Source organism: Methanoregula sp. UBA64, assembly GCF_002502735.1.
GTDB lineage: Archaea > Halobacteriota > Methanomicrobia > Methanomicrobiales > Methanospirillaceae > Methanoregula.
On record NZ_DAQC01000001.1, the window covers coordinates 181,784 to 208,264 of the forward strand.

Genomic DNA, 26,481 nt, shown 5'->3' on the forward strand with positions numbered 1-26,481 from the left:
CGTCAAGACGTGTCAGGAGATTCACCTTCGAGCGTGATTGATTGTTTTACAAAGGACCGGTAAAACGGTTCATCGCTCTGTTTGAGCCCGGCCATTTTTTCCTGTGTCAGGACCAGGACCCGGGCTTCGGCAGAAACTGCACGCGATACTTCCCGCTCAAGTTCTGCGACCATCACCCCGGATGGCAGGGTTTTTACGTACACCCAGAGATCGATGTCGCTCTCTTCCGTGTTTGTCCCGGCGGCCCAGCTCCCGTAGATGCCGGTGCCACAAGCCCATGCCGGTTTTTTGAATGCGGCGGCGACGAGATCGGTATTGAGCAGACGTTTTACGGCAAGGGTCATTGGGGAAAATTCCAGATGGTATGTGCGGTCGGTCCGCGTGAGCAGGCCTTCATGTTCGAGCAGGGCAAGGTACGGGGAGACGAGGCCTTTTGATAACCCGGTCTTTGCGGCGATTTGCTGCACGGTGCAGGCCGGTACAAGCAGGACGGCGCGGAGCAGGGTGACGCGTTCCCCGGTCCGGAAGAGTGCGGAGAGATCATGCAGTTGTTCGTTCATAGTCCCTGAACCAAGTGTTCACGTTCCGTGAACAAAATGTTTGCGATCCGTGAACAATGGTCACGTATGCAAGATCTCACGATCCTGGTAGAGGAGATGACCTCTCTGTTCCGCACGCGATTTCGGGGTCGGTCGATCAGCTGTTTGCAGGGGGGTGGGGGCCACCCCCCCACCCGCTATTTTTGAAAACGGGGATCACCCCCCTCCCCTCCTGTCCGTAAAGGTGGGGGGTACCCCCCTCCGGTTCCGGCACCATAATTCACTATTTCCCATGGAGTCATCGACGGAGGGATGGTGTCGGGAACGATCGCGTGGGGGGAGGGGGGGTAGGGGGTACCCCCTCCCCCTTGTTGGCCGGAAACGGGGGGTACCCCCCCACCCGGGATTTTTTTTAAGAGGGGGGTACCCCCCTCTCTTTGTTGGCAAAAAGGATCTCGGATGACCCCTCATGCAGCTTTGAAATGAGCGGGGGTGCGACCCGGAATCTTTTTGGGAAGTGTGGTGGGGATTGTATGTAGTCATCGGGTCCCGGATGGATCACGCGGACGGGGGCTTCGCCCCCATACCCCCACGAGCGAGCAATGCAGCCGTTCCGAAGGAACCGTGAATAATGAACCGCATTTACCCGGAGAGGAGAGTGAAGAATCGTACGTATGTGAAGAACTATTGTTCGAACGTAAACGATGCCCCACGCGAGAAAACGCCTCGCCGGGTTTTCCCGCTACGCACGTACCGGGATCCTCAACCCCAAAAAGATCCTTGCCCGGGCAGAGGGTCCGACGAGGCGCCCGAGCGACTCCGGGCCGAAGCGAGGAGGGGGAAGAATCGCACGTATGTGAAGGGGATTTAAAAAATGAAAACCGGTGTGTTTGGGATATGGTCCGTCAGGCCGGATCGGTGCGGCTATGGAGGAAACATTCATGAAGCCAGCTCTTCGATATCCGTTTCTGCGATCTTTAAAACAAAGGGTTCCGGCATGGGTATTTTTGTGCGAACGGTCTTCTCTTTCAGCCGTACGATCACTTCGTTCTGGCCGCTGGCGAGCGGCTGATCGAGTACGATCGTGCGCCTGTCCACCATTTTTCCTTCGACCGTGACCGTCATGTCCTCACCCCTTAATATTTTCATATAGTGCTGCACGGGCATATGTGCTTCTCCCTCAGAGGAATGCCCGAGACCATTCATTATGCGAGAGAACCGGTTCTTCGAGCTGTGATGCTGCGATCACATACTTGCCAATGTCAATTTTTGTGCGATTCTTTACAGTATTAATGTATAAAATTTGTTTCACGGTAAAGAAAACCGCAGCAGGGCATCATCCCCACTCACAAAAGATCGATCAGACTTCGTCCGGTTTCCGGGCATTGATCCCATGGACCCGGGAAAAGTCCCGGTCATAGGTCGCGATAATTTCGATTGAATGCTCTTCCATGCATGCGATATGAAGTGCATCGTTCCCAAGAAGCCCCCATTCCTGCATGACAGCCAGGGATCGTTCGAATGTCTGGGGGGTGATCCCGTACACAACCATGGGGCGGATACTCCGGATATCCTCCATCACTTCCCGGACATTCTCTGCTTCCCGGACAAGCTCCGGGTGCAGTTTCATCTGGCGGACTGCCGATTCTGGATCGATTCCGCTGCTGCTGACAACGGAAGCGATGAGGAGCCGGTGAAGAACTTCGTTGAGCACAATAACCGAGGTTGCGCTGGGAAATATTCCTGCATCTGCATCTTCCAGGAACCGGGTACAGGCAGCAGCATCTTTGCCGGTGCCAAGGACAATGTTTAAGAAAATGTTTGCATCGATAAAAACAGTCGCGTCGCTTTCCTGACGGACTGCCATTCCCTCACTGCTCCAGGAGGGGATCAGTAATGATGCGGCGGACAAGTTCCGGGTCCGCAAGAGCAATCTTCTGCCGCATCCGCTGGACCGGGGAGAGTGGCATATCCTCGCCACGGTTGGGTAACGACCGGGCCTTCGTGCGGGGTGCTGCAACCGGGGTCCCGGGTGATTCGGCGGTTCGTGCTTTCGTGCTCATGATAATTGAGGAGTTATACGCTCCGGAAAATATTAACCCTGCGTATCCCGGGACCGGATCACCTCAGGTAGTTTCCCGAATCATCAGATTGAGTGTATGGTGAAGTGAGAGCCCGGCCGGGCCAGAATACGTACTCAATAATGCAAAACACGCACGAATTCAGGGAAAAATTACATTTTCACGTCAGAGAAAAATGCACCTGATAGCACTCTTTATTTGGCCGATCCAGGGGTCGCAAGGGTGACTGGACGTGGCAAAAACGATCCCTGTTACAGGCCCCTGGTGGCCCTTTTACGGGCATCGAAAGCGGGCGTATTTCGGCAAACTGGGCCTGATTTGAGGGTTTTTTCCATGCGAACCCGAGCGGAGCATTTTACGGGCTTTTCCGGGAAGGGGCGGGATCGGGAAACGGGAATCCGGGGCTGAATCGGGCTTGTTTGGGATACGGTCTGCCAGGCCGTATCGGTGCGGCTGTTTTTCGGACCCTTGTTTTAGGGCACCCTCATACGGGTCATCTGACCCGTGACAGGTCAAATACCCGTGACGGGTTCGTTACCCGTGACAGGTCCGGTGAGGAGAACAACGCGAGGAAAATGCACTAATATATAGGGGGAATTGGATGGCTCCTTATTTTTTATCAGCCCCAACTTTCCATATCTTAAAAGAGCGGATCAAACATGCGAAAGGAGTGCTCCATCCAACTATCAAAGGAGCGGAAAGCCGCCATGATCGCGGAGATCAAACACTATTTCAAGAAAGAGCGGGACGAATAGCTCGGCGATCTCGCGGCCGAAATGGTCCTTGACTTTATCATAGAGAAGCTGGCCCCGGATTTTTATAACCAGGGCGTGGACAATGCGTACCGGTACATGAAAGAGGCCACGGAGGATTTGATGGGGATACGGGCGGGGTGAGGGGAGGCAGAGAGGAGAGATGCAGCAAAGAGGCGAGATTAATTAAACACTAACATAAGAATGGGAATACTATGAGTGCTCATGAGTATACTCCAGAAAACGCTCTTTCGTTACTCATGCAGAAACTTAAAGAGCGCAATCAAGATCTTGCATTGAAGATCCAATCAGAGATAGATTCTGGAAAGGATATCCGTGCAGAAGAGCCCGAAATTGACAAAAGGAAAAATCCACACACCTACAGAAAAAAAGTTCCTTATAGCCACGCAGAAGCGTTACAGATTGCAGTGGATGCTTTAGAGTCATATTTTATCGAACAACCCCTTTTTGTTAAATCGATGACTGAAAATTTAGGAAGTACTCTACTTGGGGGGCCGAATCTTATATCGCTTGATAGATCTTACGAAAAAAACATACGAGACAAAAATAGTTTTGTGTCCGCAGAAAAGAGAAAACCCGTAGAAATCGAACTTCGAACAGAAACTCAAATGTCTATAAGAGGGGAGGAGACTATAGAATTAATACCTCCCTCTTTCGAGTTAATTGAATCGCAAAAGAAAAACCTGGAAGTACTGCGATATTTAACGAATTTCAAGGAAGGATAATTGTGGCAACAATTCGTGACCTTGAAACAGCAATTGATAATTTATTGAATCATCGACTGGGTATTGGTCAGTATGAGCTAGTTCGAAGGGTAGAAGAGAAAGCTTATGAAGCATATGTCTTTGGGTTATGTCTGAAAGCAGTTCGTGAGTTAGGTGAAATACCAATTTTACGTGGAATTAACGGACCCCCGAATCCATTTATCTTTAGGGGTGGGCCGGGTCAAATCCATTCGAGAACACGAAATTATGGCTATGCAGAATTCTCGCTTAACAATCACAATTTTGAGATACATGCCGGAGTTGAGTTCAAAGGAACGAGCAATATGACTCATGAACTTGATGTTTGCATTATGAGAGCCGAAAATGCATATGAATGTCGTCAACACCCTGATGATCCCCCGGCGGCGAGCCTCTTTGGCTGTTGGGAATGCAAATTTTATGCGGGCACCCTCCCGAAACATCTTGGACGGGCATTCGTTGGACTGATTGATGATATGGGGTCAAATATACGATTAAGTGGTCTTTGCTCGAATTCAGATCATATTCAGCTTCGTGAGTATCTTCAACCCAAATCACGGCCTTATCCTAATTTTCGTTTAACTCCTCTAAGAATTACGAATGAAGATATTTTCGTTAATCAGATTAAAGGGGCACTAAAAAAGATGACCGCAGCATGAACAATTTTTTGAGTGATAATTAAGAAAATTCTGTGAGTAGGCTCAAACAATCTGCGGTTGAAGGGACTTTTATAATGTGATAGTATCTCATGAGCATTCGGGCACTTCGTCTCCCTAACCATTTTTCACAAATTAAATCAGCCCAATAAGATTTTTCTATCTCGTTATTTGATGTGGATGAGGAGAACCTTGTCAGATTTCAATCCAGATCACATCCTGGCTGATGAAGGGTTTCAGGAGTGGGGACATCCATTTTTCCGAAAGGATGTCCACTTTCCTGCCGCAGAGATTCTCTAAATAGTCCGCGAGGTTCATGAAATTTGCGTACGTTTCCTTGCCCGGCAAAAAATCGACAAGAACATCAACATCGCTTTTCCGCGTCTGTTCGCCACGGGCAAAGGAGCCAAAGATACCGATACGTTTCACCCCGAATTTTGTGCGGATGGCTGGTGCTGCGGTTTCCAGCCTTTTCATGATGGGACTTTTCCGCTTTCGGGAGATTACCTGTTCGGGCATCTGGATCACTATAGTCCTTGTATGGAAATAGGGGATTCCCTGAAAATAAGAGTTTGGTCAGATCAAAAGGCCGGGACTTCTCATATGACATGTCGTCTGGGATTTTTTTACAAGGGGTGTTAGGGGAAAAACCGGCAATGTGGAATTCGTTGCCTACTTCCCCTCTTTTGCCGCCTTCTCCCTCGCCATCACAATCAGTTTCCCGGCAAGCGTCCGTACCGCCTGCCACGCCGGGCTGTCTTCAGGAATCCTTGAAACCGGCGTTGCCGCAAGGTCCGCCGCCTCGACCGCCGGGTCTTCCGGGATCACCGCAATAGGCTTCTCGTTCCCGATATCCACCGGCGCAGCGCCGGATTTATACCGGTTGAAGACCACGTGGATCTTCTCCGGCTCAAGGCCGAGCTGGGTGGCGATCTCCCGGATCCGGGCAATCGTCCGCAGGCCCCGGGCCCCGGGGTCGCTCACGATCAAAAGCACGTCCGGCTTTCCTATCGTACCCCGGCTGATGTGCTCCATCCCCGCCTCGGTATCGATCACGAGGAACTTGTAATCGCGTTCGAGCTGCACCATGCACTCCGAGAGGAGATCGTTGGCAAAACAGTAACAGCCGGTACCCTCGGGCCGGCCCATGGCAACCAGGTCAAAACCGTTTGCTTCGACCAGTGCCTGCCGGAACCGGAACCGGACATAGTCGTGCCGGTTCATGCCCGGCGGGATGTTTCGCGTGAATGCCTCTTCCCGCATGCTCCCGAGCGTCTCTTTTACCTCGACCCCGAGCGCCTCGTGGAAGTTTGCGTTCGGATCGGCATCTACGGCAAGGACCGGGGTCTGGCCGGCCGCGATGAATGCCCGGACAAGGAGCGAACTGGTCGTGGTCTTCCCGGTCCCGCCTTTCCCGGAGAGGGCTATGGTAAACGGTCGTTGCGTCATGAGTGTCATCCTTTGTTATTGCGTGATCCCGGCCCGGATCCTCCGCGAGATCTCCGCCGCCGCATGGTGGATGGCGTTAGCGCCTGCGACATCCGCAAACCGGATCCCGCAGCTCGGGGTGATGAGCGACTGCGCATCGAAGAGTTCAACAGGAACCTGCTTTGTGAGCTGGGCGCGGATATCGCAGTACTTTGCATACAGCGAATCGACCGTCTCCGTGGCAAAGATCTTATACTCGGCCGGGACAATTCCCCATGCAACAACCCCGCCGCGTTCCATGTAGGCCCGGATCGCATCGGAGTAGAGCAGGAACTCTTTTGCAGTCGTGTACGCATCGAGCGAGATCACGGCAGGGTCAAGGTTCATGATAAATTCCCAGTCAGTGTTCGAGCAGCAGTGGATGCCAAGGCCACCCTTTACCAGGGAAGCAATGTCCTGCCAGCCGCTCTTTACGCTCTCCTTGTCGATCGGGACAACGGACGACCCGAGCGATGCAAGGTAGGGTTCGCCAAGGAGCACGAGCGTCTCTTTTATCCCGGTCCGCTCCTGCATCTCATGTTCGCACCAGCGGGCCCGGAGCGCGATCATTTTAGAGAGCACATCGGCGAGCTGGGTGTCGTAGTAGATGGGCCGTTTCTCGGCATCGACCACCTGCATCCCGAAGGTCACCGGCCCGGTAACCTGGCACTTGAGCACCTGCGTCCGGGGAAACTTCTGGGTCATCATCTCGGGAAATGCAGAGGAGTGCGCAGCGTCAAGGGCATAGGGTGCGAAATTCTCCTCCACAAAATCCAGGTATACCTGCTCCATTGCGGCGGTGTTGTCCTTCGTGCTGTCGTAGAACAACCGCTCCTCCCGTATAACCCCCCCGGGGAGCTGTGCGGAATCGTTAAAGACAATGCCTTCAAGAAGCCCGCGGTTCGGGAGCGTCGGGATGTAGGGAAATTCCGGGAACGCTTCGAGGACATCGCTGCATGCTTCTTTTGGATCGGTGTGGGGGAGCGCCCCGACACCGGTGGCAAGGGAATACGGCGGGGGAATCATTTTTGCCATTTAGTGTGCCTCCTTCCTCTCGCGCACGGATTCGAGGAGCGCCTGGACCCGGGGGAAGAGCGAGAGATCGGTGTGGGGCAAAAAGGCGCTCGATGTGTACTCGTCCATGAACGAGGGCTCGGCATTGAGCTCGATGTAGGCGATCCGGCCGGCAATCCCGTCGAGCATCTTGCGCTTTCTCCGGTTGACGAGGGCGAGGTTTGCCCCGGCCACCGCACCGTTCCCGATGTTCTTGATCCGTTCGAGATCGATCTCCGGGATAAGGCCGACAATGGTCGCGTTCTTCTTGTTGATGTAGTTCCCGAATGCCCCGGCAAAGTAGATGGTGCCGATATCGAGGTGCGTGACGCCGGCCTCTTTCATTAAGGTCACGCAGGCCGCATGGATGGACGCCTTGCTCATGATGAGGTTCTTGATGTCGTTTTCCGTGATCACGATGTCTTTTTTGATATCCGTCTCCGGCGCCCATGCAACAACGTACTCCGGGAAATGGGCACCGGTCCGGATCCGGGGATTTTTGATCTCCGTATTGATCCGGCCCGTGCGGTCGATCACGCCGGCAGAGAGGAGTTCGGCCAGCGTGTCGATCAGGCCGGATCCGGTGATGCCGCGGGGTTTTACCCCGTTGATCGTGGAATACTTCGGGTCGAGCGTGACCGGATCGATGGCGATCTTCTCGATCGCCCCGGGGTTTGCCCGCATCCCGAAGAGGACCTCGCCGCCTTCAAGCGCCGGCCCGGCCGCTCCCGCACAGGAGAACATCCATTCATTGTTGCCGAGTACGACCTCGAAGTTCGTCCCGATATCCACCAAAAGCGAGATTCCGTCCTGGTCTCCCATGCCGCAGGCAAGGATGTCGGCTATGATATCGCCGCCGATAAAATCGCTCACGGCCGGGAACGCGAAGAGCCCGCAGTTCTTGTTGCAGGTAAGCCCGATCCGTGCGGCAGCAACGGAGAGCGCCCGCTGGACGACCGGGACATAGGGCTCCTTGATGATATACGCCGGGTCGATCCCGAGCAGCATGTGGGTCATCACGGTGTTCCCCGCGACAACGACCTCGTAGATATCCTCGCGGTCGATCCCGGCGGTATTTGCTGCCGAGGTCAGCGCCGTGTTGATGCTGTCCACCGCCAGGGCCTGGAGCTTTTCTATCCCGTTCTTCTGGGCATAGTTGACTCTGGCGAGAATATCTTCCCCGCAGCTGATCTGCCGGTTGTAGTTGGAGGCAACGGCCACCACTTTCCCGGTGATTAAGTCCCAGAGGTACGCGACCACCGTGGTCGAGCCAAGGTCTACGGCTGCGCCGTACAGCCTCGTTGAGGTATTGTTCTCCTGGAGGTCGATGAGCCGGTACCCGCCGGGTACGAGCGCGATGGTGCCGGTGACCTTCCAGTCGCTGTGCCGGAGCACGGCCGGGATCTCGCGCATCACTTCGAGGGGTGCATACATCTTCTCGGCCACCGGGCCGCCGGTCTTCTGGATCCCCCAGAGCAGGCGGGTGAGGTCGGGGGACGGGTCGGCAAGCGTCGGCGGCTGGAGCTCGACATAGTATTTTTTCACGGACGGGTGGAACTCGATCTCCGAATCCATGCCGTTCACGAGGATCTTCTGCTCCTGGATGAGCGTGCTCTCGGGGATTACCACCTGGAGGTCGCCCTGGATGATCGCTTCGCAGGCAAGGCAGGCGCCTTTGGCGAGTTCTTCTTCAGAGAAGAACCGCCCGTATTTCTGCCGGTCGAACTCGACCTTCCCGGACGGGACGTACACAATGCACTTGCCGCATTTTCCCTGCCCTCCGCAGACCACGTTCATGTTGATGCCGGCTCTTTGTGCGGCGTCGAGAATGGTCGTCCCGCGCTTTGCCTCGATCTTGCGATAGCTCGGGAGGAAGGTTACGGTGCGCATGGTCAGGGTTTCCACTCCTGGTGGATGAATTCACCAATTTCCGCCGCATCGCGGGGGCCGACGAGCACCTTCCACCCGGTTGCCTCCTCGATCCTTCCCGAGAGGGGGGCGGCATACCCCGGGATGATCAGTTTCTTGTGGGAGACTTCGTTCTCCACGCCGAATTTTTTGAGCGCATCGCGGACAAGGGTTTCGTTGAGCTTTCCTGCCGCAACGGCTGTCAGGACCGAGAGTCCTTCCGTGTCCACAATCAGCATGAAGCAGGGGACCCGGGTGGATTCGAGGTAGCCCTGGAGCGTGAAAAACGTCAGGGAGAAGTTTACCGTCATGAGCACCGGTGCATCTTTTCCCGGCGTCCCGACCCGGTACAGGCCCGGGTTCATCTGGATGGGTTTCTGCGGGTCGGTGTAGATGTTCTGCCGGAGCGTGAGCGCTGCCTTTGCAGAGGCCGGCGAGAGCGGGTGGCAGACAATGACCGAGGCGTACTTGACGATCCCAAGCGCAATCGCAGCGTCCTCATCGGAAAATTTCGTTGCGTCGAGGTACACCGGGTACCCGAGATCCGGCATGGCCCGGGTGATGGCAAGCTCGCGGATAGCCGTGGACCGGGTAAGGAAATCGCCAAGCGTCTGCGGGGCGGGATCGATCAGGAGGTTTTTGACGCCTTCCGCCACGCAGTTCCGGGTGAGTTCCGCGAGGGCGTCGAAGGTTGGCGCACGCACGACCAGCCGGCAGCCGTGTTTTTTTGCTATGGCACAGAGCGGTTTGTAATTCTCCGGGGTTGCGGCACAGATGACCGGGTGGTAGGTCCCGCAGAGGACTAGAGCCGCTTCGAGCGCTTCCGGGTTCTCCGATACGAGAATCTCGGGGAGGCCGGCGGTCTTTTCTACCGCCGCAACCGCCTTTGCATAGGTTTCAGCGGAGCCGCTGGTGTTGACGATCGCCGTGCCGTTGAATTTTAAGTCTGCCCCGACCCGGGTAAGCGTCTCGTCCCTGACCCGGGCGGTAACGGCAGCTATCTCTTCCTCGCTCTGGGTATCCCCGACCACGAACATGATGCCCGGCGGATGGTAGAAGGTCTTGTCGTGGCGGTACAGGACAAATTCTTCCCCAACGGAATACGAGCGCTCGCCAACGCCAACCGCGACAAGTTTGATGGGCGGGCGCGTGGTTGCCCCGAGCACGTTCTTTGCATTGTCGTCGAGGTACGGGCAGAGCTCGACATCGGCTTTCCCGGCCGCGAGCTTCATGGCAAACGTCAGGCAGGTGGGATCCCCGCACTCCTTGCAGTTCTTCTTCGGGAGGAGCTTGTAGATATCGAGGGCCTTGAGTGCCATATTCACACCTCCGTCCGGGCAGAGAGCCCGGCAAATGCGGCTTTTAACCGTTTCACCGTATCAGGGTGGCGGACGCAGACGATCTCCGCACCGGCCACCGCTGCGGCAAGGCTGGTGGTAAATTCCCATTCAATCGCCATGCTGTCCCGTGCCGGGCCTTCCGCCTCGCGCACCTCTTTTACGGTAAGGGAATCCGAGGGTGCGCAGATCTGCGGCATTGCAAGATCCGTGTCCCCTTTTAACGCCGAGAACCGGATCCGCTCCATGGCCGAGTAGGAGTACTCGAAACCGTAGCCGAGCGCTCCCGTGTAGGGGTCGATCACGATGTGATCGCGGGTGACGCCGATCTCTTTTAAAAGGATGTTGAGCTGCTTTGCAAGGTTGATGTCGATGGGCGACTGGGCTATGATCGAGTGGTTGTAGGCAAGAGCAGCGGCAGCGATGCTCCTGTAGCGCCCGGCCTCCGCGGTCCCGAGCAGGAGTTTCTCCCCCTGCCCGGTCTCGCCGCATTTCAAAAAGACCTCGCTGTCGATCTTCGGCTCGTTGCTCCCCTCGATAACGAGCGGGAGCGTGGTTGCGGCAAGGACGGATTCCACCGTCTTCCCGATCGCCGGGATATCGGAGAAATCGCGCTGCTTGGTGCTTGTCAGGCAGAGCCGGACCAGGTCGGCACCGTACGCGGTCTCGGCGGTCTTTGCCCATGCCCCGGGATCGTTTACCAGGTCGCCGCAGAAGTCGTTGACAATCGGCGACCAGTAGCGCGGATCGTCGCAGATCTCAAACGCGATCAGCGGTGCGGGAAACGAGAGGTCCTTTTCCATAAACGGAAGCGTTGTCCCTCCGCCCAGGGTATAGGACTTCGATCGCGTGCCCCCCTCGCTTTTCGTTGCGCCAAGGATAACGTTTCCCACCGTGCTGGTCCAGCCAAAGTTCAGGTCGGGTTCCATGATTGTGCCTCACATCAGGGGTTTCATGGCAAGCGCCGGGTGGCCGACACGCGTCAGGTACTCAGTCAGGTCTTCGATGGTCGCAGCCGTTGTCTCATCGGCAATCTTGTCGAAGAGATCGGGATGGCCCTTGCTCTCCAGCAGCGGCACGAGCCGGGATTTCAGCTCTTCCTTGAGCTGTGCCGGCATCCAGACGAGCCGTTCGATCCCGCCCTCGCCCTGCAGGAACCGGTCCGAGAGGATGTAGTTTTTCGAGATCCCGGCAAAGCCCGGGGTCTGTGCCCCGCCGCCGATGGTACCGGCAAGGGTCGAGAAGGTCATCCCGGAAGGTGTCATTCCCTTGTATTCCCGGTTCACGACCATGATGCCGTTTACCTCGGGGAGCATCAGGGCGATCGCCTCGAAACACCCGCAGCAGGTCATGGGGAACTCCATCACGGAATAGAGCGAGCAGCGCTCGATCTCGCCGTGGCTGGCTTTCTTCACGAACCGGTTCACGCCCTCGAATTCGCCGTTCTGGGCATTGATAAGCGCCCCTTTCTCAACCGGCTGGTTAGCTCCCGAGGGCGAGATCTCGTACGCGATCTTCCCGTCCAGCCAGCTGATTGCCCCGCAAAGCGCCGGCCGTTCCGGGGTGATCACGCAGACATGGTTCGGGGCAAACGTCTGGCAGAGCGTGCAGGAATAATAGGTATCGACATCGTTGTCCCGCATCCCCTTGATCCGGGCATCGCGTTCTGCATAGATCTCTTCTGCCTCCTTCTTTGCCGCAAGGACCTTTTCGGGATCGGTGATAAGCGTCACGGAAACAGCGTCGAGCAGCTGCGGGAAGTCCATACGGAACTTGCTTGCAAGGAGTTTTCCGAGATGTTCGACTTTCACCCCCTTTGCATAGGCTTCTTTTGAGATCCGAACCCAGATGAGATCCCGTTGCGCCACATGCCAGGACCCTTCTCCGTAGTTGATGAAGTTGTGGATCCGGCGTTCGAGAACCGGCTCGTAGTCTTTCTTCATCGTCTTGCCGGTCACATCGATGATGATGCCGAGGGGGTACGCCCCGCCTTCTTTCATGGCATCGATCTCCGGGCCGATCACGGTCACTTTCCCGTCCTCGATCTCCCCGGGATTTTTCATGCGCAGGAGCTCGAATGCCGGGGAACGGCCCCCGCCGAATTCGACCTGCATCTCCTCTTTTCTGATGCTCTTTCCTTCAAACGCCGGGGAGCATGCCATCGGGATCGGAATTGCAGTCACCGTGACCCGGATCCCTTTTAAGTCCATGCCCTTGCGGACAACTTCCTCGGGAGCGGCCGGCACCCAGTCCCCGCCTTCGTATCCGCCAAGGGTCAGGATGGGAAAGCCCAGCACCCGCATGCCGTCTACAAACGCGATATCCTCATCCGAGAGACCGGGGAAGACGATCACGATCGCCTTTGCCCGCTCGGCAGCATAGGCAAGCAGCCGGTGGATATCGCCGGGAGCTACGCCGCCAAACATCATGGCTACCCGGGTAACGATGTCCACGAAATGGACACTATGGAGGGGTTTTGACCCGAGCGGGATGAGCCGGTAATCGAGCCCGAGTTTAACCCCTGCCTCCGAAAGGGTGGGGACTACGCCGCCGGAGAGGAAGGTGAGCATGTATTTTTCCTGGAGCTCACGACAGATGGCGGCAGCGCTTTCGGCGCTCTTCGGGGAGCCGACAATAAGGGCGAGCCCAAGGATACTGCCATCGACAAGGGAGTACCCGAGCTTCCTGAGCACGGTATCGCTGATAAAACCCGTATACGGTGCCGGTTCTTTCCCGGCCGCTGCGGTCTCTCCGGCAAGGATACATTCCGCGGCCACCAGGGGATTATCTGCGGTCTTTGCAAAAACTTCCGCAGCTGCCGCCGGTGTGTGGACCGCGGTACCCGTCAGTGCATAGGAGACCGGAAGGTGGTACGCGGTCTCTTCGTACGAAAATTCCCCGGACAATTTTGCTATATTTTTTTTCAGCTGTTCGTTCCCGGTTTTTCTGGCAAGCGTAACGTCGGACATATATCCCTTCAATGTATGGGTTACTGCACAAGCCATACATATAGTTTCGTTATCTGTGCAAATGGAACAAACGATTGAAGATTACGCGAAATACGGAGCCGGTTTTTGGCAAAAACGCGGGAATCATGGAGAACACTATTTATTCCCGAAGATGAATATTCTCTTTAAGGTGAGGGAAAGAAATGCATTCGCATCAGGTCCTGAAAATCTTTTCGGGTTTTCTATTTCTGATTTTGATCGCAGTATGTATTGTTCCGGTATCTGCTGATACCGGGGCTGTCACGATTACCTACCGGGGTGCCGGCGGGTATTATGTCGGAGACACCATTGCCTTTGACGGGAAAAACACGCTCGGGAATACCACGGTCGTACGAATTACCGGCCCGGGACTGCCCGCAGAGGGTGTGCCGCCTTATAACCTGACCGGCACGCCGGGAACCGGCAATACCGCAATCGTTGACGATATGAACTCGTGGGTATTTTACTGGGATATGTCCCGTGCGGTCGGTGTCGATCACCTGTACACGGCAAGATATACCCTTACCGCATATGACGCGAACCATCCCGGGGTTACCGCATCCGTCCCCATCATGCTCAAAAAGCCCGAGTTCTATGTTGCGATGACCCCGAACCCGGCAAAGCTTGACGATTATGTCACTCTTGTCGGGTACAGCGAGAAGGGTGCGGCAAATATCGAGATCGATGTGATCGATTCACAGGGAAACAAAGTCCACACGTATCTTGCTGCCACCGATGCTAGCGGGGATTTCAATTACGGGTTCCATGTGGATCTCCCACCCGGCGATTATACGGTAACTATCGGCAGCCCGGCAATGGCAAAAAGCATCACCAGGACACTGACGGTCAATGCAACCCCGGGGAATGCTGAGGTCGTAGCCACGGTTACTCCCGCTGCAACGCCCGCTAATGCAGCAGGGACACTCGTGATCTCTTCAAAACCCACGGGTGCAGCGGTCTACCTTGACACCGTCATGGTGGGGAATACTCCCCTGACGCTGAATACGGTGACCCCGGGTGCACACACCATAGAAGTCAGGTCTCCGGGATACCAGCCAAACACGGTTGGTGTCACGGTCGACAGCGGGAAAACCACGGAGATCACACCGGAACTGGTAAAATCGCCGTCGGGTGCTCCGCTCTCCCCGCTTACCGCGGTATTTGGCTGTATCATCGGGGCCTTCTGTATCATCGCCCTGCGTTCGCACAGGAAATAATCATAATACTTTTTTTTAATTTCCTGAATGTCTGCGGGACGGGATGACGGATCGGGTTTTTTGGCCCGTCCATAAATTATAATGATCTTACATCCAATGCTGATCCTGCAAGCGGGGCGCATGGAATCGTGAAGAAGTTTGGATTTATCGCTCATATGCCGGACGAGCCCGGATCGCTGGAACGGGCTGCAGATATCATAAAACAATACAACGGCAACATCAACCGCATCCAGTACGACCGGAGAATCGATCCCTGTACGGTCTTTTACGAAGTAACGGCATCGGAAGAAGCATATGCCGATATCACCGGGGATTTACAAAGGGTCGGGTATCTCCAGACATCGTTAAAACCGGTCAGCTTTTTGAAATTCTTCGTCCACCTGCCCCACATCCCCGGTTCGCTCAGTACCTTCCTGAAATACATCACCATATCCGGGGCAAATATCGGGTACATCGACTTTGACGATGCAGGCCGGTACCCGGACCGGCTCACGGTCAGCCTGAACCTGGACAACCCTTCGGCAATCGAGCAGCTGCTCGATGAGCTCAAGTCCCGCTACCAGCTCGAGATCCTCGAATACGATACCACGGGCAGGCACCTGGATGACACTATCTTCTATGTCCGCCTGGCACAGGAGATCCGCGATCTCATCGGGGAATCGGAGAACGAATTTGTCCTCTCGTTTCTTGCCGACACCAACCATATCGCCCAGGAACTCACAAACCGGGGAAACGATCCCCGTAAGGTTTTCGACAGCGTGTTACAGACGGGCAGGACCCTGCGGGCAACGACCGGGGCCGGCTTTTACGCGGATGTGCAGAAACTTGCCGTAACAAAAGAGACAACCGTCTACTGCTTCCAGCCCCCCTGCGGCGGCAGTATCTATGTGATTGCTTCCCCCGGTGAAACCCTGATGCTTGATACCGGGTACGGGATCTACCATGCCGATGTCATGAAGATGTTTGCCCGCTTTGGGATCGGGCCGGAACGGGCCATCACCCGGGTGATCATCAGCCACGCGGATGCAGACCACTGCGGTGCCGGGGGATTTTTCCCGGTCCCGGGGATCATGCACACCGGCACGCGCGAGATCATAAAGACCAACAACCGGGCCTACGGTTCCCGGAACGAGCACTCGGTCCTCGAAGCGTTCTATACCAAGATGATCAACTGCTTCTCGCAGTTCAAGGCATCGGGGGAGATCACCTGCCTTCCCCCGGCCGGCGCAAAAATGCGGTCCATCTTCCCGGTACTGGACACGATCCGGATCGGGGACCTGGAACTGGAGATCCTCGAAGGGTTCGGGGGGCATACCTATGGTCAGATCTACCTCTTCTCCGCATCCGAAGGCCTCCTGTTTACCGCGGATGCGGTGATCAACTTTTCGAGCCTGACAAAGGAGCGGGCGGATTACAGTTCCCTTGCCGACTTCCTTGTCACCTCGGTGAACGTGGACAGCGAGCTTGCAAGGAAGGAACGCCGGGCGCTCCTCGAACTGGCCGCAGAGACCGACCGCGGGCTTGCCCCGAGAGGAAAGCGGTGCCGGATCTGCGGGGGCCATGGCACAATCTCCGTGCTGGAAAACGGGAAACTTGCAACCTGCGGGGAAATCCTCCATTATACCCCGTCAGAAAATTAACCCCGTTCCCCTTTTTAGTTTCGCGTTTTTTTGTTTTGTACGAAATTCTCTTCTAGTTTGGGATAGCACCATTCCTATTGAGAAGGATGGAAAATCACAGGGTTCAGGAAATGATGCAGCTGATGGCCTCGAAGATCCGGGCCATCTCGAACGGGATATCCGATGCAGATGTAAACGCTTTTATCGACGAACTCCTGCAGGCAAAACGGATCTATGTCATGGGAGCCGGCAGGTCCGGCCTTGTTGCAAAGAGTTTTGCCATGCGCTTGATGCACCTCGGCCTCCAGTCGTACGTGGTAGGGGAGACCATCACGCCGGCAGTCCAGAAAGGGGATGCGATCGTGGTCTTTTCCGGCTCGGGAAAGACCAAAAGCATCGCGGATATCGCGGAGACCGGAAAAGAGATCGGTGCCCATATCTGCCTGATCACGTCAAACCCGGACTCCCGTATCGGGAATATCGCGGACTGCAAAGTCATTATCGAGAGCCAGCGGGACGATGCCCGCGACGATGCCGCGGAATACGAGATCCGGCAGATGCTTGGCGATCACAAGTCCTTTGCACCGCTGGGGACTCTCTTTGAGACGGCCTCGCTCATCTTATCCGATGCCGTGATCTCGCGGCTCATGGAGATCACAAAGACCGACGAGTCGGCGCTCAAGAACCGTCATGCGAATATGGAGTGATACGGGCATCCGTATCCTTTAAAGGACACAAGCAATGACAGGACCGTTTTCATCACGGGTAAAGGATATCGAGATCTCGGGGATTCGCAAAATCTTCGAAGCGGCGGGGCCCGGTTCAATCAACCTGGGTCTCGGCCAGCCGGATTTCGATACGCCGCAGCACATCAAGGACGCTGCGATTGCTGCAATACAGGCAGGAAAGACCGGGTATACGGGCAACAACGGGATCCCCGAACTCCGGGCCGCACTCAGTGACAAACTCAAAAACGAGAACCATGTGACGTGCTCCCCCGACCGGATCATTGTTACTGCAGGAGCGAGCGAAGCCTTGCATATCGTGATGCAGGCGCTCGTAAACGAGGGGGACCTCGTCCTCTGTGCCGACCCGGGCTTTGTATCGTATGCGGCACTCGCAACCATTGCGGGAGGGCGGCCGGTTGGCGTCCCGCTGGATAAGACATTCCATATCGATATCGAGAAGGCCAAATCACTCATGGACGGTGCCCGGCTCTTTATCCTCAACTCCCCGGCAAACCCCACTGGTGCGGTAGAGAGTAAGGAATCGGTAAAGGCCCTTGTCGAATATGCAGAGGATGCCGGTGTCACGATCGTCAGCGACGAAGTGTACGAGCATTTTATCTACGGGAAAGAACACTGGAGCGCAGCCCGCTTCGGGGACAATGTTGTCACCATCAATGCGGCAAGCAAGACCTATGCGATGACCGGCTGGAGGCTCGGGTATCTCGCGGCACCGGAAGATATTGTCGGGCAGTGCATCAAGGTCCACCAGTACTGCCAGGCCTGCGCCACCTCCATCTCGCAGTACGCGGCGCTTGCTGCCTACACCGGCGACCAGAGCCCGGTGAAAAAGATGCGCGACGAGTACAAAGCCCGGCGCGATCTGATCTGTGCGGGACTTGCAAAGATCGGGTTTTCGTTCCCCGTGCCTGAAGGGGCTTTCTACGCTTTTGTCCCGATGAAACCGGCGCTCGTTACCCGGATCATCGAGAGCGGGGTTATTCTCACGCCCGGCTCTGCATTCGGGACAAACGCACCGGATTATGCCCGTATCAGTTACGCGGCCTCACGGGACGACCTCAAGCGAGCCCTTGATAGGATCGAAAAGGCAACAGGAGAATAATATGGTAAAGGAACTTTTACGGAAATTATCCAATGCCCACGGTGTTTCGGGCAGCGAAGGCAGCGTATTTGCCGTTATAAAAAAGGAACTCAAAGGATATGTGGACGAGATCCACGAGGACCCGATGGGTAACCTCATCGCGGTGAAAAAAGGCAATACCACGAAAGTCATGCTTGCCGCCCACATGGACGAGATCGGCCTTATGGTCAAGTATATCGACGATAAGGGTTTTCTCCGGTTTGTCACGCTCGGCGGCTGGTACGCGCCCACGCTCTACAACCAGCGCGTGATCGTTCACGGGGCAAAGGGCGACAAAATCGGCGTCATCGGCGGCAAGCCCCCGCACATGATGGACGAGGATGAGCGCAAAAAAGGCGTCAAGGCCGACGACATGTTCATTGATGTCGGGGCAAAGGACAAGAAAGATGCCGGGGCAATGGGGATCGAGGTCGGCACTACGGTCACCATCGACCGTGAGTTTACCGAGCTTGCCAACAACCGGGTGACCGGTAAGGCATTCGACAACCGGGCCGGCTGCGCGATGCTGATAAAAACCATGCAGAAGGTAAAATCCCCCTTCACAATCTACGCGGTCTTTACCGTGCAGGAAGAGGTTGGTCTGAAGGGCGCAAAGACGAGTGCATATTCCATCGAACCCGACTGGGCAATCGCAACCGATGTCACCATTCCGGGCGACCACCCGGGCATCGACATGAAGGATGCAGCTGTCGAGATGGGAAAAGGCCCCGTTGTCACGATCGTGGACGCTGCCGGGCGCGGGCTTATTGCCGACAAGAGGGTTGTCAAGTGGCTCCGCGATGCAGCGACAAAGAACAAGATCCCGGTGCAGTTCGAAGTCGGGAACGGCGGGACAACCGATGCGACCTCCATCCATCTCACCAAAGGCGGGATCCCGAGCACCACGCTCAGCCCGGCAACCCGGTACATCCACTCGCCGGTCGAGGTGCTGGATATGGCAGATGTCGAGGCGGGGGTTAACCTGCTCGTCGCCGCGCTTAAAACAAAGCCGGCATTCTGATCCTCTTTTTTTATCTGTTCGATTATTTATCCGGGGAAAACCTGTGAGGCAGTCCTTATGTGGAGGGAGCACATGGCGTTTCCCGTGGGAAAGCCCCGCTAAAAACCTACAAACCAAATGATTTCATTCTGCTGAAAATAAAATAAGAAAACGGGTAAAAGTTGTGACGCCCCGGCCGGGACTTGAACCCGGGTCAAAAGCTCCGCAGGCTTCTAGGATGTCCACTACCCTACCGGGACCTGTTACTCTGGGCTTGCCTGCCTTACTTACATCGTTTTCATCGCTTAAATATCTCACCGTAGTAAAAGCGATATCCCGATATTCTGCCGGAAAACAATTTACAAAAAAGGGTTCTCTGCCTAACTGCTAGGTCTTCCCTGAACCTGGTTTTCCGGGGTCCACGTCGGCGTTGTCGTTGCCGTTACTATCGGCAGTGAGTTCTGGGTCTGGGTCCAGTATTTGCATTCGGTAAACGTTCTGTTATACGGATCATCGAAATTTCCCACCGGTTTTACCCATATCCCTACGGTTGCCGTGATGCTCTGGCCTTTAAACTCGATAAGCATGTCGTCGCTCTTCATGACTTTGAGCGTTGCACTGGTGTATGTTGATAATCCCTTTGCCGAGCCAAAACCGTCATCCAGATACACCTCTCCCGAGGTCTTGTTCCTGACGGTTATCTCGAACCAGGAATAAGGTGCATAATCTGAGTAGGTATAGGTGACTTCCTTTTTGGATCCCGTCCGCTCCTGAACCCACTTGTTTACCGTAACGTTCGTGGGTATCACGGTATAGTTGATGTACATCGGCGGGTTTTTGAGATTGAAGTTGATGGCTGAGGTATTATAGATAAAATTCTGCGTATTGCTGTAGATAAGGCAGGACCGGTCTTCCGGAGGCAGGGTTGACGTGGGGACGAGCAGGTTTGCCCCGGAAGCTCCGGTTCCATTATCGGGGGTTTCCGTTACAAACGGCGTAGCAGCGGTCACGTAACTGGGGGTTTCGGTTGTCACGGTTTCCGTTGGGCCGGCGGTGCCAACCTCGCCGACGGATCCCGTGGAAGGCGTGGATCCTTTCGGGGGCGTTACGCAGCCTGTACCGGCAATCAGCAGAATGATAAAGAGCAGGGATAATAGCAGGCAGATCTGTTTTGTCATCACTGATGTGTTTTTGGCGTTTTCCTTTATTTATGTGTACGGTATTCAGGGATTGGTACCCGGATTAGTCCCGAACGTGGCCCGGGAATCAGATAAGAAACGAACATATGTGCGGCAGGTCCGGGTAGTAGGGAGTGTCCCGGCATCCGGGAAACTACATAACCCTTAACGGTACAATAGGAAAACGCATTTTTATCCGGAACCGGGTGATCCTCATGGCACCGCTACGAGCCTGTCTGATTCTCTTAATTACAGCCCTGTGCATTACCGTGCCGGTCTCTGCCGGGACAAAATACCTGGATGGCAGCCCGAACCTGAATGTGTTGGTCTCCGGCACCAACGAGTTCTCTGCAGGAAGCGAAATCTCCATCCCGCTGGTTATTGAAAATACCGGTTTTAGCACGAGTAAGGAGGTCGCGTCGTCTGTCATCGACCGTCCCGATCTCCCGGCAACGGCAAAATTTGTCGCCGTTACCATGACCCCCGGTGACGCCCCGTTCGTCATCAAATCAGATCCCCAGATGATCGGGGATCTCCCCGGCCAGGCCAAAAAGACCGTGACGGTTCAGGCAAAGATCGACAGCAATGCACCGGCCGGTACCTATCTCGTCCCGGTCAACCTCACCTATACCCGGATCGATTCGGTCATCCAGTACCAGGTCGACTCCTTCAAGAATTACTATGTCGTGGAGACTACCACGGTGTATGTCCCCATTGTCATTAAGAAAGAAGTAATTCCCGGGATCGTAGCCGCGATACCGGACCACCTGATAGCGAATTCTGACGGGTACCTGAATCTCACCATAAAAAATACCGGAACCCTTGACGGGACAAAGGCTACCGTGAAATTGCTCCGGAATGACAACAGCCCGGTAACTCCGGTGGACAACAGCGTCTATATCGGGGATTTCCCGGCGGGGAGCACGGTATCCTGCCGGTACAAGGTGAACGTGGCAGAGACCGCACAGAACGCCTCGTATCCGGTGGATCTCGTTGTTGTGTACCAGAATAACGAGGGCGACTTTGTCACCTCCCGGACGGAAACCGCGGGGGTTGCTGTGGGAAGCAAGGTGGATTTTGTCATCCTGTCGCCTCCCGCTGAGATGAACCCGGGCAGCAAAAAGATCATTCAGGTCGTGTATAAGAACACCGGGAGTACGCCGGTGAGAAGCGCAGAGGCCCGTATCAGCGCGGTCAAACCGTTCACGAGCAGCTCTGATATCTCCTACCTTGGCGATCTCGCCCCGGGCCAGACCGCAACCGCAACATTCCAGCTCAAAGTCTCAAGCGATGCCACCGTAAAGGACTACGGTCTTGATTCGGAGATCCGGTACCTCAGTTCCCTGAACTCCACCACTATATCGGATCCCATGAAGGTCACGGTCAGGGTAGACAACCTTACCGGTATTGCCGGGATCCTCTCTAACTCCGTGTACGTTTCCGTGATCGTAGCCATTATCATCGGGATCGTGTACGCGCTCTATTATCTCCGGAAGAAACGGCAGTAATCTTTTTTCCCGTCCCGGCAGGACCGGGTCAGATACAGGGGCCCGCCCCATTTTTTTTATGGAAATCCGTTGCGGCGCTAGTTTCATGACCCATGCCGGGCAACCATCCCTGCTAATGACAGAACTGCGAAGCGACAGGGTAAAAAAGGGATACGAACGGGCGCCGAACCGCTCGCTCCTGCGTGCACTGGGTGTGACCGACCGCGAGATGGCACAGCCGTTTGTCGGGATTGCAAATGCCTATAACACGATTGTTCCCGGCCATATGCACCTGCGGCAGTTGTCTGAACGGGTCCGCGAGGGCATAGCCGCGGCCGGCGGAGTGCCGTTCGAGTTCGGCGTGATCGGCATCTGCGACGGGATTGCCATGGGCCACGAAGGAATGCGGTATTCCCTTCCCTCACGTGAGAACATTGCCGATTCCATCGAGCTCATGGTGCAGGCGCACCGATTCGATGGGCTTGTCTGTGTAGGTACCTGCGACAAGATCGTGCCCGGCATGCTCATGGCAGCGGTCCGGACCAATGTCCCGACCGTTGTTTTGACGGGCGGGCCGATGCTCTCCGGCAACCTCGGGGGAAAAGACCTCTCGCTCATTGATGTCTTTGAAGGGGTCGGGAAAGTCGCCGCCGGTAACATGAGCGACGAGTCCTTAAAGGATCTCGAATGCTGCGCCATGCCCGGCTGCGGGAGCTGCCAGGGACTTTATACGGCAAACACCATGGCCTGCATGACCGAGACCCTCGGGATGTCCCTTCCGGGCTGCGCAACGATACCTGCGGTCGACGCCGCCAAGTTACGGATTGCCCGCGAGACGGGTGAAGCTGCCGTTGCCGCAGTTAATAAAAATATCACGCCCCGCAGTATCGTCACGAAAAAGAGCCTGGAGAACGCGATCCGCCTGGACATGGCCCTTGGCGGTTCCACGAACACCGTCCTTCATCTCATGGCGGTGGCAACCGAGGCAGAAGTCCCGCTCTCCTTAGAGGACTTCAACCGCATTGCAGAGGAGATCCCCCACATCTGCTACATGCAGCCCTCGGGCCCCCATTCGATGCAGACCCTGTACCGTGCCGGCGGGATCCCGGCAGTCATGAAACGCCTGGAGAAGTACCTGGACGATCTCCCGACGGTCTCGGGAAAGACCATCCGCCAGATCGCAGATGCAGCGGTCATCAAAAACGAAGATGTCATTAAAAGCCCGGATCACCCGGTCAATACTGCCGGCGGCCTCAAGATCCTCTTTGGATCGCTCGCGCCGGATGGTGCGGTCGTGAAGTGTGCAGCCGTGCCAAAGGAGATCTGGAAGCACACCGGCCCGGCCCGGGTCTTCGATGGCGAGGAACCGGCAATGGCTGCGATCCTCTCGCGGCAGGTAAAGGAGGGCGATGTGGTCATCATCCGGAACGAAGGTCCCCGCGGGGCCCCGGGAATGCCGGAGATGCTTGCCGCAACATCGGCCCTGATGGGCGTGGGCTACAAGGATGTTGTCCTGATCACGGACGGGCGCTTCTCGGGCGGCACCCGGGGCCCCTGTATCGGGCATGTGGCGCCCGAGGCAGCGGTCGGCGGGCCGATTGCATTTGTCCACGACGGGGACAAAATCGCGGTCGATCTCTTCGCAAAGAAGATCGATCTACTGGTCGATGAAACGACGCTTGCGGCACGCAAAGCCTTATGGAAGCCGGTAAAAAAGCCGCTCACGGGCGTCCTTGCCCGGTACGCAAAGACCGTGGAGCAGGCAAACCTCGGCGCAGTGCAGAGATAAGGACAGCGGATCCCTTTTTTGTTCTTTTATCCGGGCTGTTCCTCATCGGAACTTGGTTTTTCATCTGCGAAAGAAAAACGTGGGCAGAGTTCCCGGTTACAATTAATAGAATATTGTAAATATTGCCCCGCATATTTTGTGGTTTTCTGGGATGACTTACCTACAAATTCCAAAAAATATAAGTTGAATTTTAACATATGCAATAATATGAGATATCTGTGGACCCTGATGGTATTATCTCTTTTAGTTATGATTTCTCTGTGTACAGGTTGTACAAGTAGTTCTCCGCAACAGGGATCATATGGAACAGTAGTCACCCAAACATCGGTAGCAGCACCGGAAACACCGGGCCCAACGCAAACCCTGCCGCATAATTATGAAGTTTCCGTAGAAGTTCATAGTGACGGTCATGCGCATGCACCCCATGTTATCTTCACGTTTCAAGGTGGGTATGGAATGAATGTCATACCTGAAATTGATGTTCGCCTTACTCGCTCAGATGGCATTGTCGAAAATGATAAAATGGTTTCACCCCTTACAATTGGTCAGAGCATATCCCTTGATTCCACAAACACCAACACAGACCGTGCCGAAGTCTGGGTAATTACCCCTTCGGGTGATCGCGTTAAAGTTGTTGACAAGTACGTTCCATTCCGATCCTATTCTTAATTTTTTAGTTAAATTGTTAATTACTCCTGATCATATCTATAATTGAACCTTACAATAACTCAGAAGAATTCCTCAAGGATACAAAATGTCAAACCAAAAATTATTTATGAGCTATTTTAGTATATAATTTTGAATTTAACTCCTAAATTTTAAGTCGGCATTTGCGAACTTTGAGAAATTTGTTAAACTTCCTTTTCAAGACTGGCATTATGATTTCGATTTTGCTGGATGATGTTGCATGAGTTATATATTAAAGAAATGGTTATTTATAAAATCCTTATTCTAAAAAATTCAATATTCGTGTAATCAATTTAATATAATAGCGTTTCTCTGTATATTCCCCGATTTTAGGTTCATTTCAGCGGAGTGTTTTTACAGAATTCCCGCTACTTACAATATCCGGGTGAATGGATAGGGGAAAATTTAAATTAAGGTTACCACCAACCCCTTTCAGGGTACACAATCCGCCACTGTCCATTCATTTTGATAACTGTGTATGAAAAGTTTCGGGTATTATGTGCGGTAACTCCAAAGGAATCTCGTGAGGAATACGAATAGGTTCCTGAAACCAAATACCGGTTATCGTTAATTTTTGAAGTTTGAAGAATTTGAATATCAATAATTTTAAAATTATTTTGTTTCAGGTTTTGTTCTAATGATACAATAGTGGATGCTTTCTTTTCCTCAGAAAGAGGTTGTTCTGTGTAGGTGTCAACAAATAAGTTGGTGACTCTATCATATTGACCATTGCTCAGTAGTTGAAGAGATTGGGTAACTACATATGCGGGAGTCCCTGTGGCATCAATTCCTTGGGTTTCACCAGGTTGCGAAACTTCGTTTACCCATTGACCTTGCCAAAGAAAGAAAACACCTCCTAATATAAGGGTAATAATTACAATAAATCCCCCTATTACTACAAACGTCTTTTTTTTACTAGAGATAGTATTACTGTCGGAGGATAATAAATCCTGTTTGAAAGATCCCGTTCGAGATTTGACGGTCTCCGCAGAAAGATCGGATACATTATTTGCATTTACTAATCGTTGAAGAGTTGATTTGTTTTTTTCAGATTTTTGCAGCTCTTCTTGAACATTTTTTCGTTCCTTTTTAAATTCGGCCTTGATTAACTCCCCTTTTTTAAAACGAATTTCCTGGTTTTCAAGAATTTGAGTAAATAAGTTAATATTTGTATCTTCCAATTTTATCTGTTTCCCTATTGTTTCCTTAATTTGTATAATTGCCTCATTTGCATCATATATTAATTTGTCATACCCAGCTTTAATGCGGATATAATCTTCTGCTGATACTAATCCCTTAACTTTTAGATTTTCCAGATTTTCAAGCAGCCGTTCTATTTTTTCCTTTTCTGTAAGGGCTTTTTGTAAGTTTGACTCTTCCCCACTCATAATTCATCCCTATATATTTTATGAAACTAGAAAATTTTATCTTCCTATCTATTTATTTATAACTGTGGCATTATACCGCGGTCCAAAAATTTCATGGGAATATTAAAAATTTATAAATATAATGTTGCAATGCCTGATTTCATCTATTATTCTGACGGGTATGAACAAGTTCCCGTATGTTGATATAGAAATTTGTCCAAAATGTAACGTAATGATAAATGCTACACTCCTGTTGAAGAAAGGGGTACAGGAAGAGTAATTATTGTATCTTTTATTGTTCTAGGAGTGGAAGAAAATTGTTAATGTATGATGAAATACTTGTATAACTGCTCTCTGTAGGATTCCTGAATGCGAATAAGAGATGACAAAGTAGAGATTATTCTTGAGATGTTGTAGAGGCTGTTTTTGATCTTAATCTCCTTAATCCGGTGAATACGGTTTCAACTTCATTTCTCTGATGCTATTTTTCATCATCGAACAATAGAGCCAGGTGTCTTCGATAGTATCCTGAAATCCGTTTGTGTTTTCTGTTTCTGACCGGGATGAGAGAACAGGAGTCCAGAGTATCTTGGATCAATTCGTGGCTCTCATCAAACCTGTAACAACCTGTTGATCCGTATCAACGGAGATGGAGGTTTTCAGGAATCGTTTTCTGGTTTTCCGGTTCTCCAGGAATAATAATGACTGGTATAAGAACTGGTGAACC

At 53.7% G+C, this 26,481-nt stretch carries 23 protein-coding genes, 1 tRNA gene and 1 pseudogene; 11 read left to right on the forward strand and 14 right to left on the reverse strand.

The window, feature by feature from the left end:
• Nucleotides 1-2 precede the first annotated feature (2 nt).
• From BP758_RS00860 to BP758_RS00875, 4 genes are all read right to left on the reverse strand, one after another.
• Complete coding sequence (locus BP758_RS00860) at nt 3-560, reverse strand: MarR family transcriptional regulator (RefSeq protein WP_292367783.1); 558 nt, start codon at nt 558-560, stop codon at nt 3-5.
• 918 nt (nt 561-1,478) lie between these two features.
• Nucleotides 1,479-1,664, reverse strand: a complete 186-nt coding sequence (locus BP758_RS00865) for a hypothetical protein (RefSeq protein WP_292367785.1) — start codon at nt 1,662-1,664, stop codon at nt 1,479-1,481.
• A gap of 235 nt (nt 1,665-1,899) precedes the next feature.
• On the reverse strand, nt 1,900-2,406 hold the full coding sequence (locus tag BP758_RS00870) for a type II toxin-antitoxin system VapC family toxin (RefSeq protein ID WP_292367786.1): 507 nt from the start codon (nt 2,404-2,406) through the stop codon (nt 1,900-1,902).
• A gap of 4 nt (nt 2,407-2,410) precedes the next feature.
• Complete coding sequence (locus BP758_RS00875; RefSeq protein WP_292367788.1) at nt 2,411-2,602, reverse strand: hypothetical protein; 192 nt, start codon at nt 2,600-2,602, stop codon at nt 2,411-2,413.
• 785 nt (nt 2,603-3,387) lie between these two features.
• Here BP758_RS00875 and BP758_RS12335 point away from each other — a divergent pair.
• The 3 genes and pseudogenes from BP758_RS12335 to BP758_RS00890 all read left to right on the forward strand — a co-directional run.
• Nucleotides 3,388-3,516, forward strand: a pseudogene (locus BP758_RS12335) (DUF2164 family protein); the annotation flags it as partial.
• A 71-nt stretch (nt 3,517-3,587) separates the two neighbouring features.
• Nucleotides 3,588-4,118, forward strand: coding sequence for a hypothetical protein (locus BP758_RS00885; RefSeq protein ID WP_292367791.1), 531 nt, complete (start codon nt 3,588-3,590; stop codon nt 4,116-4,118).
• Between the two features lie 2 nt (nt 4,119-4,120).
• On the forward strand, nt 4,121-4,795 hold the full coding sequence (locus BP758_RS00890) for a hypothetical protein (protein WP_292367793.1): 675 nt from the start codon (nt 4,121-4,123) through the stop codon (nt 4,793-4,795).
• Nucleotides 4,796-4,987: 192 nt separating this feature from the next.
• Here the strand turns inward: BP758_RS00890 and BP758_RS00895 are convergent, their stop codons facing one another.
• The 7 genes from BP758_RS00895 to acsB form a co-directional block, all read right to left on the reverse strand.
• Nucleotides 4,988-5,269, reverse strand: a complete 282-nt coding sequence (locus tag BP758_RS00895) for a nucleotidyltransferase family protein (RefSeq protein WP_292367795.1) — start codon at nt 5,267-5,269, stop codon at nt 4,988-4,990.
• Between the two features lie 195 nt (nt 5,270-5,464).
• Complete coding sequence (locus tag BP758_RS00900; RefSeq protein ID WP_292367797.1) at nt 5,465-6,241, reverse strand: AAA family ATPase; 777 nt, start codon at nt 6,239-6,241, stop codon at nt 5,465-5,467.
• A gap of 15 nt (nt 6,242-6,256) precedes the next feature.
• Nucleotides 6,257-7,294: a hypothetical protein gene (locus tag BP758_RS00905; RefSeq protein WP_292367799.1), complete on the reverse strand. Its 1,038-nt coding sequence runs from the start codon at nt 7,292-7,294 to the stop codon at nt 6,257-6,259.
• On the reverse strand, nt 7,295-9,202 hold the full coding sequence (locus tag BP758_RS00910) for an ASKHA domain-containing protein (RefSeq protein ID WP_292367800.1): 1,908 nt from the start codon (nt 9,200-9,202) through the stop codon (nt 7,295-7,297).
• Nucleotides 9,203-9,204: 2 nt separating this feature from the next.
• The gene (acsC, locus tag BP758_RS00915) at nt 9,205-10,539 is read right to left on the reverse strand and encodes an acetyl-CoA decarbonylase/synthase complex subunit gamma (RefSeq protein ID WP_292367803.1); all 1,335 of its coding nucleotides are present in this window, start codon (nt 10,537-10,539) and stop codon (nt 9,205-9,207) included.
• Between the two features lie 2 nt (nt 10,540-10,541).
• Entirely contained in the window at nt 10,542-11,486 is a 945-nt protein-coding gene (locus tag BP758_RS00920) for an acetyl-CoA decarbonylase/synthase complex subunit delta (RefSeq protein WP_292367805.1), read from the reverse strand.
• A 9-nt stretch (nt 11,487-11,495) separates the two neighbouring features.
• The gene (gene acsB, locus BP758_RS00925) at nt 11,496-13,526 is read right to left on the reverse strand and encodes an acetyl-CoA decarbonylase/synthase complex subunit alpha/beta (RefSeq protein WP_292367807.1); all 2,031 of its coding nucleotides are present in this window, start codon (nt 13,524-13,526) and stop codon (nt 11,496-11,498) included.
• A gap of 233 nt (nt 13,527-13,759) precedes the next feature.
• Between acsB and BP758_RS00930 the strand changes: the two genes are divergently transcribed.
• The 5 genes from BP758_RS00930 to BP758_RS00950 all read left to right on the forward strand — a co-directional run bounded on the left by BP758_RS00930 (nt 13,760) and on the right by BP758_RS00950 (nt 19,267).
• Nucleotides 13,760-14,761 (forward strand): PEGA domain-containing protein, encoded by a 1,002-nt coding sequence (locus BP758_RS00930; protein ID WP_292367809.1) that lies wholly within the window; start codon nt 13,760-13,762, stop codon nt 14,759-14,761.
• Between the two features lie 128 nt (nt 14,762-14,889).
• The gene (locus BP758_RS00935) at nt 14,890-16,401 is read left to right on the forward strand and encodes an MBL fold metallo-hydrolase (protein WP_292367811.1); all 1,512 of its coding nucleotides are present in this window, start codon (nt 14,890-14,892) and stop codon (nt 16,399-16,401) included.
• A gap of 86 nt (nt 16,402-16,487) precedes the next feature.
• Nucleotides 16,488-17,087 (forward strand): 6-phospho-3-hexuloisomerase, encoded by a 600-nt coding sequence (gene hxlB, locus BP758_RS00940; protein WP_292367812.1) that lies wholly within the window; start codon nt 16,488-16,490, stop codon nt 17,085-17,087.
• Between the two features lie 34 nt (nt 17,088-17,121).
• Nucleotides 17,122-18,228 carry a pyridoxal phosphate-dependent aminotransferase gene (locus BP758_RS00945; protein WP_292367814.1) on the forward strand — a complete coding sequence of 369 codons (1,107 nt, stop codon included), beginning with the start codon at nt 17,122-17,124 and terminating at the stop codon, nt 18,226-18,228.
• A 1-nt stretch (nt 18,229) separates the two neighbouring features.
• A complete protein-coding gene (locus BP758_RS00950) occupies nt 18,230-19,267 on the forward strand; it encodes a M42 family metallopeptidase (RefSeq protein ID WP_292367816.1) in 1,038 nt (345 codons plus the stop codon).
• 167 nt (nt 19,268-19,434) lie between these two features.
• Here the strand turns inward: BP758_RS00950 and BP758_RS00955 are convergent.
• Together BP758_RS00955 and BP758_RS00960 are read right to left on the reverse strand one after the other, a co-directional pair.
• Nucleotides 19,435-19,506 (reverse strand) — tRNA-Arg (locus tag BP758_RS00955).
• 120 nt (nt 19,507-19,626) lie between these two features.
• Entirely contained in the window at nt 19,627-20,424 is a 798-nt protein-coding gene (locus BP758_RS00960) for a hypothetical protein (RefSeq protein WP_292367818.1), read from the reverse strand.
• Nucleotides 20,425-20,639: 215 nt separating this feature from the next.
• Here BP758_RS00960 and BP758_RS00965 point away from each other — a divergent pair, with 215 nt between their 5' ends.
• The 3 genes from BP758_RS00965 to BP758_RS00975 all read left to right on the forward strand — a co-directional run bounded on the left by BP758_RS00965 (nt 20,640) and on the right by BP758_RS00975 (nt 24,369).
• On the forward strand, nt 20,640-21,932 hold the full coding sequence (locus BP758_RS00965) for a COG1361 S-layer family protein (protein WP_292367819.1): 1,293 nt from the start codon (nt 20,640-20,642) through the stop codon (nt 21,930-21,932).
• A 115-nt stretch (nt 21,933-22,047) separates the two neighbouring features.
• On the forward strand, nt 22,048-23,700 hold the full coding sequence (gene ilvD, locus BP758_RS00970; RefSeq protein ID WP_292367821.1) for a dihydroxy-acid dehydratase: 1,653 nt from the start codon (nt 22,048-22,050) through the stop codon (nt 23,698-23,700).
• Between the two features lie 228 nt (nt 23,701-23,928).
• Nucleotides 23,929-24,369: a hypothetical protein gene (locus tag BP758_RS00975; protein ID WP_292367823.1), complete on the forward strand. Its 441-nt coding sequence runs from the start codon at nt 23,929-23,931 to the stop codon at nt 24,367-24,369.
• Nucleotides 24,370-24,803: 434 nt separating this feature from the next.
• On the opposite strand, the gene BP758_RS00980 is transcribed toward BP758_RS00975, so the two are convergent.
• Nucleotides 24,804-25,775, reverse strand: coding sequence for a hypothetical protein (locus BP758_RS00980; protein WP_292367825.1), 972 nt, complete (start codon nt 25,773-25,775; stop codon nt 24,804-24,806).
• Nucleotides 25,776-26,481 lie beyond the last annotated feature (706 nt).

Bases quoted from the DNA above. Each gene is read 5' to 3' on its own strand.
- BP758_RS00860 (WP_292367783.1), bottom strand. From the start codon at position 560: ATGAACGAACAACTGCATGATCTCTCCGCACTCTTCCGGACCGGGGAA.
- BP758_RS00865 (WP_292367785.1), bottom strand. From the start codon at position 1,664: ATGACGGTCACGGTCGAAGGAAAAATGGTGGACAGGCGCACGATCGTA.
- BP758_RS00870 (WP_292367786.1), bottom strand. From the start codon at position 2,406: ATGGCAGTCCGTCAGGAAAGCGACGCGACTGTTTTTATCGATGCAAAC.
- BP758_RS00875 (WP_292367788.1), bottom strand. From the start codon at position 2,602: ATGAGCACGAAAGCACGAACCGCCGAATCACCCGGGACCCCGGTTGCA.
- BP758_RS00885 (WP_292367791.1), top strand. From the start codon at position 3,588: ATGAGTGCTCATGAGTATACTCCAGAAAACGCTCTTTCGTTACTCATG.
- BP758_RS00895 (WP_292367795.1), bottom strand. From the start codon at position 5,269: ATGAAAAGGCTGGAAACCGCAGCACCAGCCATCCGCACAAAATTCGGG.
- BP758_RS00900 (WP_292367797.1), bottom strand. From the start codon at position 6,241: ATGACGCAACGACCGTTTACCATAGCCCTCTCCGGGAAAGGCGGGACC.
- BP758_RS00905 (WP_292367799.1), bottom strand. From the start codon at position 7,294: ATGGCAAAAATGATTCCCCCGCCGTATTCCCTTGCCACCGGTGTCGGG.
- BP758_RS00910 (WP_292367800.1), bottom strand. From the start codon at position 9,202: ATGCGCACCGTAACCTTCCTCCCGAGCTATCGCAAGATCGAGGCAAAG.
- acsC (WP_292367803.1), bottom strand. From the start codon at position 10,539: ATGGCACTCAAGGCCCTCGATATCTACAAGCTCCTCCCGAAGAAGAAC.
- BP758_RS00920 (WP_292367805.1), bottom strand. From the start codon at position 11,486: ATGGAACCCGACCTGAACTTTGGCTGGACCAGCACGGTGGGAAACGTT.
- acsB (WP_292367807.1), bottom strand. From the start codon at position 13,526: ATGTCCGACGTTACGCTTGCCAGAAAAACCGGGAACGAACAGCTGAAA.
- hxlB (WP_292367812.1), top strand. From the start codon at position 16,488: ATGGAAAATCACAGGGTTCAGGAAATGATGCAGCTGATGGCCTCGAAG.
- BP758_RS00945 (WP_292367814.1), top strand. From the start codon at position 17,122: ATGACAGGACCGTTTTCATCACGGGTAAAGGATATCGAGATCTCGGGG.
- BP758_RS00950 (WP_292367816.1), top strand. From the start codon at position 18,230: ATGGTAAAGGAACTTTTACGGAAATTATCCAATGCCCACGGTGTTTCG.
- BP758_RS00960 (WP_292367818.1), bottom strand. From the start codon at position 20,424: ATGACAAAACAGATCTGCCTGCTATTATCCCTGCTCTTTATCATTCTG.
- BP758_RS00965 (WP_292367819.1), top strand. From the start codon at position 20,640: ATGGCACCGCTACGAGCCTGTCTGATTCTCTTAATTACAGCCCTGTGC.
- ilvD (WP_292367821.1), top strand. From the start codon at position 22,048: ATGACAGAACTGCGAAGCGACAGGGTAAAAAAGGGATACGAACGGGCG.
- BP758_RS00975 (WP_292367823.1), top strand. From the start codon at position 23,929: ATGGTATTATCTCTTTTAGTTATGATTTCTCTGTGTACAGGTTGTACA.
- BP758_RS00980 (WP_292367825.1), bottom strand. From the start codon at position 25,775: ATGAGTGGGGAAGAGTCAAACTTACAAAAAGCCCTTACAGAAAAGGAA.